This window comes from Paenimyroides aestuarii (genome assembly GCF_024628805.1).
Classification (GTDB): domain Bacteria; phylum Bacteroidota; class Bacteroidia; order Flavobacteriales; family Flavobacteriaceae; genus Flavobacterium; species Flavobacterium aestuarii_A.
Window position 1 is genome coordinate 2,586,851 of record NZ_CP102382.1, and the last position, 14,739, is coordinate 2,601,589.

Below are 14,739 nucleotides of genomic sequence, written 5' to 3' on the forward strand. Positions count from 1 at the left end.
TTGTCCACTCGTAATTCAAATCAATTTGAAGTATTAAAAAGCTTACCCGCTTATGGACCAATGTATATTCCTATAAATACAGATGGCGAAGGTTTCTTTTCAGAGGGTTTTGTTGTAAAATTTTATAATAAAGACGGAACTAACTGGATAGCAAACTTTAAACCAGGTTGGACAAATTATTATGATGTTTTTGATTACCCAAAATTTAATATTGTTATTGTTATAGCTGGTGGTTTTGTTTATGTAATGTCGCCAGAAAATAAAAAACCCATTGTTTCTTATGAGTTAGGGGTAGAATATGCATTAAAGCATAACGATGAAAACCTAATATTTTCTGATTCTGAAAAAATTTTTGATTATAATATTTATGAAAATAGTTTGTGGTGCAGTAAGCGATTATCTGTAGATGGTATAAAAGATCTAAAAATTCAAGACAACGTTCTTTTTGGAAAAACATATGATCTTTGTGACACTGAACAATGGCAAGATTTTTCAATAAATTTGGATACTAAAGAAATTAAGGGAAGATATTTTATTGAGGGTAGTTCATCTATTACAGTTAGAAAAAAATCTTGGTGGAAGTTCTGGTAAAAAATTAATTGTTTATGAAAACATACGGCTTAATTGGCAAAAAAATCAGCTATTCTTTTTCGAGAAATTACTTCAACAATAAGTTTAATAAAGAAAGTATTTTAAATACGCAATACGTTAATTTTGATATAGATAACTTATCAGAGTTAAATCTTTTATTTAAAGAAAATAATCAAGGCTATAATGTAACCATCCCTTACAAAGAAGCGATTATTCCGTATTTAGATGCGCTAGATATTCATGCGGAAAAAATAGGTGCCGTTAACACCATAAAAATCGAAAACGAAAAAAAAATTGGTTACAATACCGATTGGATTGGCTTTAAAAAATCAATAGTACCTTTATTAGAAGTGCATCATACAAAAGCATTGGTTTTAGGAACAGGTGGTGCAAGCAAAGCAGTAATTTACGCTTTAGATCAATTGCAAATTCAAACTTTAATAGTATCGAGAAACGGAAAAACATCTTACGAAGATTTATCAGAAGAAATCATTCATAATCATACAATTATTATAAACTGTACGCCTGTTGGTACTTTTCCAAATGTAGATTCTGCACCACAAATTCCTTATAATTACATATCAAACAACCATTTGGCTTACGATCTAGTGTACAATCCGGCGGAAACATTATTTCTAAAAAATTGTAAAAAACAAGGCGCAACCATAAAAAATGGATGGGAAATGCTGCAAATTCAAGCAGAAGAAGCTTGGAAAATTTGGAACAGTTGATTGTTTTTTCAAAAAGTATTTGTTAATTATAATTAATTATTTATCTTTCAAAAATAATTTTGTTAAACTTAAACATTAGAAAAATGTTAGAAGAAAAGAATGATAACCTGCATGAAGCAGACGGATTTACAACTGAAAATGAATCAAATACCATTGTGGATCAAATCAATTCTACCAATGCAGAAGACGGCGAAACGTCATCAATCAACGAAAATAACGATATTCCTTTACTCGATTACGATGAATTATCGTTAGAGGCATTGAACGAGCAATTGGATCTTTTGCTAAAAAACGAAAAGGTAACTGCCATTCGCGAGCATGTAGAAGCTATAAAACGTAGTTTCTTACAGAAATATCATGATGTGATCGATGAAAAAAGAACACTTTTCTTAGAAGAAAACCCCGATGCTTTTGCTTCCGATTTTCAGTATGATCTGCCGGCAAAAAATCAATTCGATTCTTTATACAGCCACTACCGCGACCAACGCAACAGCCATTTTAAATCGATACAAGATCAATTAAAGAAAAATTTGGCAGAACGCAACCAAATTATCGAAGAATTAAAAGATTTAGTAGAAAACACCGATAATTACAATGCTGCCTTAAAAGATATTAATCAGTTGCGTGAACGTTGGCGCAATGCGGGTTCTATTCCCAAAGACAATTACAACCACGTTTGGAATAATTTCCATTTTCATTTGGAACGTTTTTACGATCAATTGCACATGGACCGTGAGGCACGTGATTTAGATTTTAAAAACAATTTAGAACAAAAACAAAAATTAATAGAGCGTGCTTCGTTGTTAATTCATGAAAAAGACATTCGAAAAGCTTTTAGAGAATTGCAGACTTTGCACCGCGTTTGGAAAGAAGAAATTGGACCGGTAGCAAAAGAATACCGCGAAGAAATCTGGCATAATTTCAGCAACATCACAAAAGAATTACACAATAAACGAGAAATGTTGCAAAATGAAATTCGCCAACGTGAAGAACAAAATTTAGAGCAAAAAAAGGAATTAATCGCTGCTATTGAACAAATTGCGACTAAATCGTTCCACTCACACAACGATTGGCAAAACGGCATTAAAGAAATCGAAGAATTGCGAACAAAATTCTTTAATACTGGTAGAGTTCCTGCTGAACAAAGCGAGGAAACTTGGACCGCTTTCAAAAATGCCACACGCAACTTTAATGTTTTAAAAAATAATTTTTACAAAGACATTAAGAAAGAACAGCAAGACAATCTTGCTAAAAAACAAGCATTGGTGGAACAAGCAAAAGCTTTGAATGAAAGTTCTGATTTTGAAACGGTTACTCCTTTGATGAAAAAAATACAAGAAGAATGGAAACACATTGGGCATGTGCCAAGAAAGTTTTCAGACAGCTTGTGGAAAGAATTTAAACAAACCTGTAATGCGTACTTTGATCGTTTGCATGCCGAACGCAGCAAAGAGATAGAAGCAGAAATGGAAAATTTTCACAAGAAAAAAGAATATTTAGAAAGCTTAAAAGATTTTCAGTTGACAGGCGATCACAAAACCGATTTAGACGGTATTAAAGCGCATATTGAAAACTGGAAAAGTTTAGGAGTTGTACCTCAAACCCGAAGACATATTGAAGGCAAATTCAATAAAATTTTAGATGCTTTGTTTGACAAACTAAGTCTTTCTAAAAAAGAAGCAGAATTGGTGAAATTCAATAATAAAATTGAGCATTTAATTGAAAACAACGACAACCGCCGCTTGCAAAACGAAACCATTTTTGTGCAACGAAAGATAGAAGAAATTCGCTCGGAAATTTTTCAGTTAGAAAACAATGTGCAATTTATTTCAAATGCAAAAGCAGATAATCCGCTGGTAAAAGAAATCAATAAAAACATTGACCGCCACAAAGATGAATTGAATCTTTGGAAAGAGAAGCTGGATCAATTAAAAAACATCCATAAAAATGATGAATAACATACAAAACCGGAGCATTCCGGTTTTTTTCATATCAAAATACATCTTTATTTGTTTTTTAGCTATGGCTGCCTTTTCCTGCAAATCAAAAACAGATTGGCGCGATAAGTACAACCAAGAAAAAAACAATAAAAAAGAAGTTGTAAAAACAAATAAAAATGTTTCGAAACCCGCTAGTTTAGAAGAAATTAGCACTTTGTTAGACGTTAGTACGAGCAGTTTAAAAAACAAAAGCCTGTATCAATTTATTATTGATTGGTACGGCACACCCTATCAATTTGGTGGCATTTCCAAAAAAGGAGTCGATTGTTCAGGTTTCACCAATTTGTTGTATAAAGAAGTGTATAATCTACAACTTCCAAGAGTTTCAAAGGATATTGCTGCAAATGTGAAACGAAAATACACCAAAGATTTAAAAGAAGGCGATTTAGTGTTCTTTTCGTTTGGAAACACGGGCGTTGTAAACCATGTAGGAATTTATTTGCAAAACAATATGTTTGTGCATGCATCTACATCGAAAGGGGTTATTATTTCAAACCTAACAGCACCTTATTACGGAAATTTTTTGATAAAATGTGGTTCGTATCAGCAAAATGACTAGCAGAAAATCAATACGTTAAAAATGAATTTGGTAAGATAATTAGGCGTACCTTTAAAGAAATTAAAAAAACTACTTTTTAATTTCCTTAATGATGTTTGATATATGCCAAGAAAAAACCCAATAGCAGCCGCAACCCCCATCACTGACTTAGATGCGCTGTTTGATGAAATTAAAAAGGAAGGAATTTGTTTAGAAACTTTGTTTAACCGAATTCAAAATTTAAAATACGTTCACAATTCCAAAATCGTAATTAAATCATTCCAAAAAGCAGCTTTCGAAAAAACGTACAATAAAAAAGGAGTTTTAGAGCCCAATACACATGGCGCAAAGTTTAAATTAGAATACTTTTTTTATGCTTTAATAAACACAGAAGAAATCACTTTTGAAGAATTTTTATTGATTAACAATTAAAGGTTTAATAGCAGAAAGTAGCACTTCAAATGGAACAATTTGCCGAAAAAATCATAGCTTTTAATAAAAAAATTGCATTTAAGGGATTGTTGCCTAATGGGTTTCAGGTATTGAACCCGTATCATAGCAACCCGGAAACGTTGGTGGTGATGCAACAGTTTTATGAAAAATACTACAACGACACCAACCAACGAAAATTTATTATTGGCATTAACCCAAGCCGGCATGGTGCGGGTGTCACTGGCGTACCATTTACCGATACGAAACGATTAGAAAGCGTTTGTGGCATTCAAATGAAATCGGCACACACCCATGAAATATCTTCGGTTTTTCTATATGATGTGATCGAAGCTTTTGGCGGTGCTGATGCTTTTTACCGCAATTTTTATATAAACTCTCCTTTTCCGTTGGCCATTATTCGACAGAACAAATCAAATAATTGGGTGAATGCTAATTATTATGATGATAAAAATCTTTTCAAAAATGTAAAAAAATTTATGGTTTCTTGCCTAAAAAAACATATTTCATTGGGATTAAATAGTGAAGAAGTTTTTGTTTTAGGCATTAAAAACGCTACATTTATTCATGAAATTAACAATGAAGCCCAATTGTTTAAAAAAATTACTGTTCTAGAGCATCCGCGGTTTATCCAACAATATAAATCAAAAGAAAAAGAATGGTATATTGATAAATACGTGGCAGCACTATCAACTATATAAAAATGGAAACTATTAAAAGCTATAACAGCAAGCAAGCGCAACCACACCAAGAAGTGTGCAATGTATTGAACAAACTTATATCTCAAAACCTTTCAAATGCAGAAAGTAAAATTTGGCATGGGCATCCGGTTTGGTTTATTAACGGAAACCCGATTGTTGGTTACAGCAAAGAAAAAGCAGGCATTCGGCTAATATTTTGGAGTGGTGCAGATTTTGATGAAGATTTATTAAGTGTTCGTGGATCGAAATTTAAAGACGCATCGATTTTTTATAACCATGTAGATGAAATTATCGCTGCCGATTTAGAACGCTGGTTGGAAAAATCGATAAACATTCAGTGGGATTACAAAAATATCGTAAAACGAAAAGGCGTGCTTGTTAAATTGTAATTTTTCATTGATGAATTTGTACCTTATTTGTACAAAAAATACCCAAATTGATTCCATAATTGATGCAATAAAATGGAACCATAAAACCAAAATAGCAATAGTTGATAGCTACTAATCTACCATAACAAACATTTTTATGGATTTAGAAGGATTACTTTTAGGTGAAAATAATTGGACGTTTATGCTTTCAATAGCATTTAGAACTTTTGTGATGTTTTTGGTCATCCTTATCTTTTTGCGAATTTTAGGAAAACGCGGCGTAAAACAACTATCTGTTTTTGAATTAGTTGTGATTTTAGGATTGGGGTCTGCTGCGGGAGATCCTATGATTTATAAAGAAATTGGTATTTTAAACGCTTTGGTGGCTTTTAGCGTAATTGCCATTTGCTACAAATTGCTAACCTTATTGGTTTTTAAGTTTAAGTGGCTGGAGAATGTGGTGGAAGGCAAAGAAGTATATATCATTAAAAAAGGAAAATTTGCTTTAGAAGATTTTTCAAAAGAAACTTTAAGTAAAGATGAATTTTTTATGGAAATGCGCCGAAACAGTGTTTTTCATCTAGGTCAGGTAGAATATGCAATTTTAGAGATTTCTGGCGAGATAAGTGTTTATTTTTACCAAACAGAGCAAACAAAATATGGGCTGCCCATTCTGCCCGATTCTCTAAAAAATATTGTATATTCGTTTGAAATTGGCACTTTTTATGCATGTACCTTTTGTGGTGAAACGGTTTCATATAATCAAGAGCATGCAATGAAATGTACGGTTTGCAACAGAAATGAATGGGTAAAAGCTTCAAACAGAAAAATTTCGTTTTAAAGAAATAAGAATACAGAGCTATTTTAGTGATTAGCAATTGCAAATTCTTAAGAATTAGTAAACGCGACCTCACCTTTAGTTCTTTAGGGTAATGCTTATCTATAAGGTAAGCATTATCTGCTTTATAAATTCACTACAATTAAATGTACTTTGAAAAATTAGAAATAGGGTTTGCACTTTCTACAGGTTATAAAAATAACGGAAACACGTAATATTTAAAGATTTTTATTAGTTCTAGACTTGCTTGATTTATAAATTTGTTTCTATATTTGCGTACTCACCTTTTTGATTCAAAAACTCTATTAAAAGAATGACATTTGGTCCTCCGCTAATGGGGTTTTTTACTCAAAAAGAATTAAAAGGTGAGATATTTAATTTGCGCGGAGGACTTTTTTTAACGCACCTTTTATCTCTCTAAAATGTTGATTACAACCCCTGAACGATTATTTAACTTTTACAGATTTCTTTTTTAATTTATCAATCTTTCCAGGACTTCCAAACACATAAAAAAACTTTTCTTTTAAGCTTTTTGCATCTTTCACATCGCTGGCGATACTTTCGTATTCATGAAAGTTTAAATACAATGGATTCCATTTATTATCAATTTTGGTGGTGATACCATACGTTGGTCGTTCTTCTTCGGGTTGATAGGTACCAAATAATTTATCCCAAAAAATAAAAACAGCCCCAAAGTTTTTATCAATGTATTTTTCGTCTGACCCATGATGAACCCTGTGATTGGAAGGCGTTACAAAGATATTTTCGAAAAAACGCGGCAATTTACCAATATATTCCGTGTGTTGCCAGAATTGGAACAATACCGAAATTTGATTTACAATAAAGAAGATTACGGGATGAAAACCCAAAAAAGCTACTGGCAAAAAGAACAACAACTTGAAGTGTTGCACCCAACTTAAACGAAAAGAAACCGTTAAATTATAATGGTCGGCACTGTGATGCACCACATGCGTAGCCCAAAAAAACCGATTGAAATGCGACACACGATGTGCCATATAACTGCAAAAATCGTAAATTAATAAACAAGGAATTAATGTCCACCAATTGAATTCCATACGCCACGGAACGGTATTGTATATGTAAACAGCTCCATAGATAAATCCTACTTTAAAAGCTAAATTTATTACCACATTACCCAAACCAACAAACAAAGAACCCAAGCTTTCTTTAGTGGAATAATTATTTCTTTTAGAATACCACGAATACCAAATTTCCAAACCTGTAAAAAAAGCCATTAAAGGAATAGCATAGATGATTAAATCGCCCGATTGGGCTTCTAAATTCTTGATGTCATCATAAGAAATTGGTGATGCTCCAAAAAAATTACTCATATATTGATTTTAATTAAGAAATTTATACTTTTAGTAGTGATTCAGTTATTCACAATCTACAATTTACAAATAAATACCTCCACACACAAAATGGCTCAAGATATTTAACAAATAGCCTTTCAAAAAGCGAACCAAAAGCACTAATTAAATTTTAATAATTTTTGATGGATGTTCACATTTCAGTAATTTTGCTCGATTTTACAATTAAAACACATCATCAGTTTAAATAGTTCTGTCTTTAAACGGAATCATTTTGCTTATTTTTAATAATAGATTCTAAAAAAAGGAGATTGTTTTCAAAAAGCGTCCTTCCTTCCCCTATCTATCAAAATATACCTTTATGCAAAAAATCATCAATTTATTTGATTTCAAACAAAAAATCGATTATAAAAACGAAATTTTAGCAGGACTAGCAGTAGCCATGACTATGGTGCCAGAGTCTTTATCCTTTGCAATATTAGCCGGTTTATCACCATTAACTGGTTTATACGCAGCCTTTTTAATGGGAATTGTTACCGCCGTTTTTGGAGGCAGACCAGGAATGGTTTCCGGAGGTGCCGGTGCAACTGTTGTGGTGCTTATTGCGTTGGCTGCTTCGCATGGAGTGGAATATTTATTTGCGGCAATTGTTTTGGCAGGCATCATGCAAATGTTGGTAGGAATTTTTAAGTTGGGTAAATTTGTGCGCTTAATTCCGCAGCCTGTAATGTTTGGTTTTTTAAACGGACTTGCAGTAATTATTTTCATGGCACAAGTTGCTCAATTTAAAATTGTGGAAAATGGTGTGGAAAGTTGGATGAGTGGTTCGGCACTTTATATCATGGGTGGATTAACACTGCTAACCATAGCAATTGTGTTTGTTTTACCTAAGTTTACCAAAGCCGTTCCGGCATCTTTAGTAGCTATATTGGTGGTGTTTGGCATTGTTTATTTTTTTGGAATTGATACTAAAAAAGTAATTGACATAGCATCGGTCAGCGGATCGCTTCCATCGTTTCACATCCCTCAAATACCTTTTACATGGGAAGCACTCCAAATTATTTTTCCGTATGCGTTGGTTATGGCAGGTGTGGGATTAATCGAAACTTTGCTTACACTTAATATGGTTGACGAAATTACCAATACCAAAGGGCAATCGAATCGTGAAGCAGCAGCTCAGGGATTAGCAAATATAACAAACGGTTTTTTCGGTGGAATGGGCGGTTGTGCCATGGTTGCCCAAACATTAGTGAATGTGGGCGCAGGTGGCAGAGCCAGACTTTCTTCAATTGTTGCATCAATAGCTATTTTGCTGATTATTTTAGTTGCAGGTCCTGTGATTGAGCAAATTCCCATGGCGGCATTGGTTGGTGTAATGATGATGGTTGCTATTGGCACTTTTGAATGGGTGAGTTTTAGAATCATTAATAAAATGCCGCGCCACGATATTTTTGTGGGAATTTTAGTAGCTTTAATAACCATCACGCTTCACAATTTAGCTTTGGCGGTTTTAGTGGGTGTTGTGGTATCGGCGCTGGTTTTTGCTTGGGAAAGTGCCAAACGAATAAGAGCCCGAAAATATATCGATGAAAACGGAGTGAAACATTACGAGATTTATGGACCGCTTTTCTTTGGTTCAACAACTGCTTTTTTAGAAAAATTCGATTTAATAAATGACCCCGATGAAGTAATTATCGACTTTAAAGAGAGTAGAATTGTGGATATGTCGGCTATTGAAGCACTAAATAAAATTACCGAAAAGTACCATAAACAAGGAAAAAAAGTACAATTAAAACATTTAAGCGAAGATTGCAGACGTTTATTAAAAAATGCCGACAGCGTCATTGCAATAAACATTATAGAAGATCCCACATACAAGGTGATGACCAACAAATAAACGATGAACACGTTGACTAAACATAGATAATTCAAAAAAAATCTACTTAAATTTTTTCGCAAACATTATTTATCGTAATATTGCAATGTAATAATTAAAAGAAATGGGCGTTACAAAAACCGAAATATTCAACGAACACCAAAACCGATTGGCTTCTATTTTTAAAGCCTTGGCACATCCTGCCCGCATTGCTATTATTCAGCACATTATGAAGCAAAATGCTTGCATATGCAATGATTTGGTAGAAGAATTGGGATTGGCACAAGCTACTATTTCGCAACATCTAAGAGAATTAAAAAGCATGGGCATTATTAAAGGAACCATTGAAGGAACCAGCGTATGCTATTGCATAGATGAAACCGTGTGGCTTTCGCTAAAAAACGAATTGCTTGTGTTTTTTAAAGATGATGTAAGTGTTAAGAAATGTTGCTAGAGCATTTTTTTAATTCTATTAATCGTAATATTGCAATAAAACAATTTAAAATTCAATAACATGAAATTATCAACCATTAAAGAAATTTTACCAACGTTGGAAAATGTTGCATTTCAATTAGAAAATGGAGCGTTTGTCCCTGAACATTTTCACATAACAGAAGTAGGACAAATCACCAAAAAATTTATTGATTGCGGAGGGGTGGTTCGCACCGAAAAAGTAGTAAATTTTCAATTATGGAATGCCGATGATTACAACCATCGATTAAAGCCTGCCAAACTTTTAAACATTATTAAACTTTCAGAAGAAAAATTAGGTATCGAAGATGCTGCAATTGAAGTGGAATATCAAGCGGAAACCATCGGCAAATATGATTTAGATTTCAATGGAAAAACATTTGTATTGAAAAATAAAACTACGGCTTGTTTGGCAGAAGATGCTTGCGGAATTCCATCTGAAAAACAAAAAAAGAATTTAGCCACTTTATCAATGAACACCAGTAATTCATGCACTCCGGGCGGCGGATGTTGTTAATTTAAACCGTTTGATATATGTATCCAACCTTATCAAAAACCGTTAAAAGCTTACCTCCTATTCCCACAGAACGGAAAATTATTTTACAACCGCTTATCGATTTTGTGCAGCAAAAAATAGCAGATAAACAAGAAATAAATATAAACTTTATTTGCACACACAATTCGCGCAGAAGTCATTTGGCACAAATTTGGGCACAAGTAGCTGCGGCGCATTTCCATATTCCTCATGTTCAATGTTATTCCGGTGGAACAGAAACAACTGCAGTGTATCCAACGATAGTAGATACTTTGCAAAATCAAGGTTTTAATATTCTTAAATTATCCGAAGGAAATAATCCCGTTTATGCAATAAAATACAATGAAAACAGCAATTCGATTATTGGTTTTTCAAAAAAATACGACGATGATTTTACCCCAAAATCAGCATTTGCAGCAGTGATGACTTGTTCACAAGCAGATGGTGGTTGCCCTTTTATTTCCGGAGCTGAAAAAAGAATACCAATTACATTTGAAGATCCAAAAATAGCTGACAATACGCCAGAGCAATCAAAAGTTTACGCTGAACGCAGTTTGCAAATTGCAGCTGAAATGTTTTATATTTTTTCAAAAATCAATTTATAAAATGCTACCGAAACTTAAATTTTTAGATCGATACCTCACATTATGGATATTTTTGGCAATGGCGGTTGGCGTGTTGTTGGGCAATCTGTTTCCAGACATCTCCAAAATTTTCGACAATTTATCAACAGGCACTACCAATATTCCATTGGCAATTGGATTGATTTTGATGATGTATCCGCCATTGGCAAAAGTAGATTATAACTTACTACCAAAAGCATTCAAAGATAAAAAAATAATTGGCATTTCATTATTGTTGAATTGGGTGGTTGGTACGCTATTAATGTTTGGTTTAGCTGTTTTATTTCTACGAAACGATCCTGATTATATGACCGGTTTAATTTTAATTGGTTTGGCAAGATGCATTGCAATGGTGATTGTGTGGAGCGATTTAGCAAAGGCAAACCGAGAATATACAGCAATGTTGGTGGCTTTAAACAGTGTTTTTCAGATACTTTCATACAGTTTTTTGGTGTGGTTGTTTATCAACGTTTTGCCTGCTCAATTAGGATTGGCACAATTCAACGTAAGTGTGTCGATGAAAGATGTTACAGAAAGTGTATTGATTTATTTGGGTATTCCGTTTGCAGCAGGCTTTTTGAGTCGATACCTTTTGATAAAATTAAAAGGTGTTGAATGGTTCAACAGAAAATTTATTCCAGCTATTTCGCCACTTACTTTATATGCGTTGTTGTTTACAATTGTGTTAATGTTTAGTTTAAAAGGCGATAAAATAATTGAATTACCATTGGATGTGCTTAAAGTGGCCATACCATTAATCATTTATTTTGTGTTCATGTTTTTTGTGAGCTTCTTTGTCAACAAAGCTTTAAAAGTTCCTTATGATAAAAATGCTTCGATTGCATTTACGGCCACAGGCAATAACTTTGAATTGGCAATTGCGGTTTCAATAGCGGTTTTCGGCATTCATTCGCCGCAAGCATTCGTGGGGGTAATTGGACCATTGGTAGAAGTTCCAGTGTTGATATTACTGGTAAAAGCCAGTTTGTGGTTGCAAAAGAGGTTTTACAGCTAGAATTTAGTAGAAAATGGAAAAAGATGCTTCTTTAAAAGATATTGCTCAACTATTTTTAAAATTGGGCGTTATTGGTTTTGGAGGTCCTGCTGCTCATATTGCTATGATGCAAAAAGAAGTTGTTGAAAAAAGAAAATGGCTTACCGAACAACACTTTTTAGACTTGATAGGTGCCACCCATTTAATTCCGGGGCCCAATAGTACCGAAATGGCGATTCATATTGGGCACGAAAAAGGCGGTTGGAAAGGTTTGATTGTTGCAGGTCTTTGTTTTATTTTACCTGCTGTTTTTATTACAGGATTTTTTGCTTATCTCTACAAACAATACGGGCAACTTCCAGAAGTGCAACCATTTATTTACGGGATAAAACCAGCCATTATTGCCATTATTATTGGAGCCATTTTTCCACTGGCAAAAAAATCTTTAAAATCAACATTGCTTATTCTTATCGGAATCGGGGTTTTAGTGGGTTCTTTATTAGGAATAAATGAAATATACTTGATGTTTGGTGCAGGGTTTCTGGCATTGATTTTAGCCTATTTTAAAAACAAAAAGCCACATGCTCTCACCAGCTTTTTTCCAATAACCCTCTTACAAATTTCAAATGCAGCTGTACTTTCTGCAACCAATACCAACTTGTTTTGGATTTTTCTAAAAATTGGCGCAATACTTTATGGAAGCGGTTACGTTTTATTTGCATTTCTCGACACAGAGTTAGTGGCAACCGGGCTTTTAACAAAACAACAATTGATTGACGCCATTGCAGTGGGGCAATTCACTCCCGGACCAGTTTTTTCATCTGTAACTTTTATAGGTTATCAAATTAATGGTTTTTCAGGCGCAATCGTTTCAACAATAGCGATATTTTTATCCTCATTTGTGTTCGTGGCGTTGCTCAACCCTATTGTTAGGAAAATGAGAAATTCTAAGCTGCTATCAGTCTTTTTAGATGCCGTGAATGTAGCTTCTGTTGCCCTGATTGTAGCCGTTTGTTTTGAAATGGGTAAAGATACCATTACCGACTGGCGCACCATTTTAATTGCTTTTTTAAGCATTGCAACTGTATTTAGCTTCAAAAAAATAAACAATGCATTTATAGTTTTGGGTGGTTCCGTTTTGGGATATTTGTTAACAGTTTTATAAAAAAAAAGAGTTCTATTTTTGAACTCTTTTTCTCTATTTAAATATGATCAAATAATTTTCGTTCTTCAATCATTTCAGCAACAATTTGTGGTACATCCGCTTTCCAAGTTTCATCGTTCTCTTTCATTTTTTGTAACACTTTGTGCGAAAATATTTTTAAGTTTTTTTCTTCAAAATTATGAATATCAATAATTTGCTTTTGATCTTTAAAATAATTATAAATTGGTTTTAAGGCATCGTCATGAAGATCCATATTTTCGCTTGTAATTATTTGTTCCTCTTCATTCAAAAATGGATACACATAAATTTCTAAACCGTGTTTGAACAATCTGCCTAAACCTTCAAACAAACCACCACTTAAATTGGCATAATGTTTTGCATCAAAAATTTCAATTAAACTTGGAATGCCTATTGTTAGTGCTATTTTTTCTTGGGAGTAATTCCAAATATAATCCACCGCCTTGAAATATTCCTTGAAGTTAGAAATCATTACCGTGTGCCCCATTGCGCAAAGCAAATCGGCTCTGTCTAAAAAATCTTGTTCATCTACACCACCCAAAGCTAAAAGGTTGTTTAAGGTAATTTCAAAAATAACAGCGGTGTTTTCTAACAATAAATTGTTCTTTGCTAAAAATTGATTCAATGATTTTTGATACATATTAATGTTTACAACAGTCACCGGACGAAAACTACCGCGAAGCAATAATACGTTTTTTCTAAACAAGGTATTTGCTGGTAGGATGTTTTTTCCGTTTGGTGCAAACATTACCGCATCGGCCATTCCATTTTTCACCAAAAACAAACTCATTAAACGATTGTCCACCTCTTTAAACGCCGGACCTGAAAAGTTAATGGTATCAATTTCTAATTGGTCTTTATCTAAATGGTCGTACAAATGATAAATTAATTTTTTGGGATCGTGGTATTGATAAAATGCGCCATAAATTAAATTTACGCCTAATGTTCCTAGAGTTCGTTGCTGCAACAGCACATCGTTTTCTTTGAATTGAATGTGCAAGATGATTTCGTTAAACGCACCCTTTGGCTCATTTTGAAAACGAATTCCTACCCAGCCATGACCTTTGAATTTTTTAGCAAAATCAATCGTTGCTACGGTGTTGGCATAACTGAAATAGATTCGGTTGGGATTATCGGCTTCGTCTAAGCGTTCTTCCAAAAGCCGCACTTCATGGTTCAGCATTTTGTGTAACCGGTTTTCTGTCACATAGCGTCCGTCTGGTTCTACGGTATAGATGGCGTCGCTAAATTGCTTGTCGTATGCTGACATGGCTTTGGCAATGGTTCGCGAAGCTGCGCCGGCTCTAAAAAAGTGACGTGCAGTTTCTTGACCTGCTCCAATTTCAGCAAAAGATCCGTATATATTTTTATTCAGGTTTATTTTTAATGTTTTGTCAGAAAGTGCTTGTTTTTGTTCCGTTACTCGATCTCCTTGTAGTGTTAAATCTTCTGCAAAAAAATTGTTCATATTTCTATTATTGTTTAGGCATAAAATTACTAAAATCATTT

At 33.7% G+C, this 14,739-nt stretch carries 16 protein-coding genes; 14 read left to right on the forward strand and 2 right to left on the reverse strand.

Annotated elements, in window-relative coordinates; genetic code table 11:
- The 8 genes from NPX36_RS12505 to NPX36_RS12540 all read left to right on the forward strand — a co-directional run bounded on the left by NPX36_RS12505 (window position 1) and on the right by NPX36_RS12540 (window position 6,220).
- Window positions 1-591, forward strand: coding sequence for a hypothetical protein (locus tag NPX36_RS12505; protein ID WP_257499055.1), 591 nt, complete (start codon window positions 1-3; stop codon window positions 589-591).
- Between the two features lie 14 nt (window positions 592-605).
- Window positions 606-1,322 carry a shikimate dehydrogenase family protein gene (locus tag NPX36_RS12510; RefSeq protein ID WP_257499057.1) on the forward strand — a complete coding sequence of 239 codons (717 nt, stop codon included), beginning with the start codon at window positions 606-608 and terminating at the stop codon, window positions 1,320-1,322.
- Between the two features lie 83 nt (window positions 1,323-1,405).
- On the forward strand, window positions 1,406-3,280 hold the full coding sequence (locus NPX36_RS12515; protein ID WP_257499058.1) for a DUF349 domain-containing protein: 1,875 nt from the start codon (window positions 1,406-1,408) through the stop codon (window positions 3,278-3,280).
- Window positions 3,270-3,881, forward strand: a complete 612-nt coding sequence (locus tag NPX36_RS12520; protein ID WP_257499059.1) for a C40 family peptidase — start codon at window positions 3,270-3,272, stop codon at window positions 3,879-3,881. The genes NPX36_RS12515 and NPX36_RS12520 overlap by 11 nt, the downstream gene beginning before the upstream one ends.
- Before the next feature lie 102 nt (window positions 3,882-3,983).
- Window positions 3,984-4,292, forward strand: a complete 309-nt coding sequence (locus NPX36_RS12525) for a hypothetical protein (RefSeq protein ID WP_257499060.1) — start codon at window positions 3,984-3,986, stop codon at window positions 4,290-4,292.
- 29 nt (window positions 4,293-4,321) lie between these two features.
- Window positions 4,322-5,011 carry an SMUG2 DNA glycosylase family protein gene (locus tag NPX36_RS12530; RefSeq protein WP_257499061.1) on the forward strand — a complete coding sequence of 230 codons (690 nt, stop codon included), beginning with the start codon at window positions 4,322-4,324 and terminating at the stop codon, window positions 5,009-5,011.
- A 2-nt stretch (window positions 5,012-5,013) separates the two neighbouring features.
- On the forward strand, window positions 5,014-5,400 hold the full coding sequence (locus tag NPX36_RS12535; protein ID WP_257499062.1) for a DUF1801 domain-containing protein: 387 nt from the start codon (window positions 5,014-5,016) through the stop codon (window positions 5,398-5,400).
- Between the two features lie 136 nt (window positions 5,401-5,536).
- Window positions 5,537-6,220, forward strand: coding sequence for a DUF421 domain-containing protein (locus NPX36_RS12540; protein WP_257499063.1), 684 nt, complete (start codon window positions 5,537-5,539; stop codon window positions 6,218-6,220).
- A gap of 443 nt (window positions 6,221-6,663) precedes the next feature.
- Here the strand turns inward: NPX36_RS12540 and NPX36_RS12545 are convergent, their stop codons facing one another.
- On the reverse strand, window positions 6,664-7,569 hold the full coding sequence (locus tag NPX36_RS12545) for a sterol desaturase family protein (protein ID WP_257499064.1): 906 nt from the start codon (window positions 7,567-7,569) through the stop codon (window positions 6,664-6,666).
- Between the two features lie 340 nt (window positions 7,570-7,909).
- On the opposite strand from NPX36_RS12545, the gene NPX36_RS12550 reads away from it, so the two are divergent.
- The 6 genes from NPX36_RS12550 (at window position 7,910) to chrA (ending at window position 13,212) form a co-directional block, all read left to right on the forward strand.
- Complete coding sequence (locus tag NPX36_RS12550; protein WP_257499065.1) at window positions 7,910-9,445, forward strand: SulP family inorganic anion transporter; 1,536 nt, start codon at window positions 7,910-7,912, stop codon at window positions 9,443-9,445.
- 103 nt (window positions 9,446-9,548) lie between these two features.
- Window positions 9,549-9,878, forward strand: coding sequence for an ArsR/SmtB family transcription factor (locus tag NPX36_RS12555; protein ID WP_257499066.1), 330 nt, complete (start codon window positions 9,549-9,551; stop codon window positions 9,876-9,878).
- Window positions 9,879-9,938: 60 nt separating this feature from the next.
- Entirely contained in the window at window positions 9,939-10,412 is a 474-nt protein-coding gene (locus NPX36_RS12560) for a DUF6428 family protein (protein WP_257499067.1), read from the forward strand.
- Between the two features lie 17 nt (window positions 10,413-10,429).
- Window positions 10,430-11,035, forward strand: a complete 606-nt coding sequence (locus tag NPX36_RS12565; RefSeq protein ID WP_257499068.1) for an arsenate-mycothiol transferase ArsC — start codon at window positions 10,430-10,432, stop codon at window positions 11,033-11,035.
- A gap of 1 nt (window position 11,036) precedes the next feature.
- Complete coding sequence (arsB, locus tag NPX36_RS12570; protein WP_257499069.1) at window positions 11,037-12,068, forward strand: ACR3 family arsenite efflux transporter; 1,032 nt, start codon at window positions 11,037-11,039, stop codon at window positions 12,066-12,068.
- Between the two features lie 13 nt (window positions 12,069-12,081).
- Window positions 12,082-13,212 carry a chromate efflux transporter gene (gene chrA, locus NPX36_RS12575; RefSeq protein ID WP_257499070.1) on the forward strand — a complete coding sequence of 377 codons (1,131 nt, stop codon included), beginning with the start codon at window positions 12,082-12,084 and terminating at the stop codon, window positions 13,210-13,212.
- A gap of 37 nt (window positions 13,213-13,249) precedes the next feature.
- Here the strand turns inward: chrA and NPX36_RS12580 are convergent, their stop codons facing one another.
- On the reverse strand, window positions 13,250-14,698 hold the full coding sequence (locus NPX36_RS12580; protein WP_257499071.1) for a TonB-dependent receptor: 1,449 nt from the start codon (window positions 14,696-14,698) through the stop codon (window positions 13,250-13,252).
- Window positions 14,699-14,739: the final 41 nt, after the last annotated feature.

Coding starts and splice junctions, on each gene's coding strand:
- NPX36_RS12510 (WP_257499057.1), top strand. CDS start 606: ATGAAAACATACGGCTTAATTGGCAAAAAAATCAGCTATTCTTTTTCG.
- NPX36_RS12525 (WP_257499060.1), top strand. CDS start 3,984: ATGCCAAGAAAAAACCCAATAGCAGCCGCAACCCCCATCACTGACTTA.
- NPX36_RS12515 (WP_257499058.1), top strand. CDS start 1,406: ATGTTAGAAGAAAAGAATGATAACCTGCATGAAGCAGACGGATTTACA.
- NPX36_RS12520 (WP_257499059.1), top strand. CDS start 3,270: ATGATGAATAACATACAAAACCGGAGCATTCCGGTTTTTTTCATATCA.
- NPX36_RS12545 (WP_257499064.1), bottom strand. CDS start 7,569: ATGAGTAATTTTTTTGGAGCATCACCAATTTCTTATGATGACATCAAG.
- NPX36_RS12580 (WP_257499071.1), bottom strand. CDS start 14,698: ATGAACAATTTTTTTGCAGAAGATTTAACACTACAAGGAGATCGAGTA.
- NPX36_RS12555 (WP_257499066.1), top strand. CDS start 9,549: ATGGGCGTTACAAAAACCGAAATATTCAACGAACACCAAAACCGATTG.
- NPX36_RS12565 (WP_257499068.1), top strand. CDS start 10,430: ATGTATCCAACCTTATCAAAAACCGTTAAAAGCTTACCTCCTATTCCC.
- arsB (WP_257499069.1), top strand. CDS start 11,037: ATGCTACCGAAACTTAAATTTTTAGATCGATACCTCACATTATGGATA.
- NPX36_RS12550 (WP_257499065.1), top strand. CDS start 7,910: ATGCAAAAAATCATCAATTTATTTGATTTCAAACAAAAAATCGATTAT.
- NPX36_RS12560 (WP_257499067.1), top strand. CDS start 9,939: ATGAAATTATCAACCATTAAAGAAATTTTACCAACGTTGGAAAATGTT.
- NPX36_RS12535 (WP_257499062.1), top strand. CDS start 5,014: ATGGAAACTATTAAAAGCTATAACAGCAAGCAAGCGCAACCACACCAA.
- NPX36_RS12540 (WP_257499063.1), top strand. CDS start 5,537: ATGGATTTAGAAGGATTACTTTTAGGTGAAAATAATTGGACGTTTATG.
- NPX36_RS12530 (WP_257499061.1), top strand. CDS start 4,322: ATGGAACAATTTGCCGAAAAAATCATAGCTTTTAATAAAAAAATTGCA.
- chrA (WP_257499070.1), top strand. CDS start 12,082: ATGGAAAAAGATGCTTCTTTAAAAGATATTGCTCAACTATTTTTAAAA.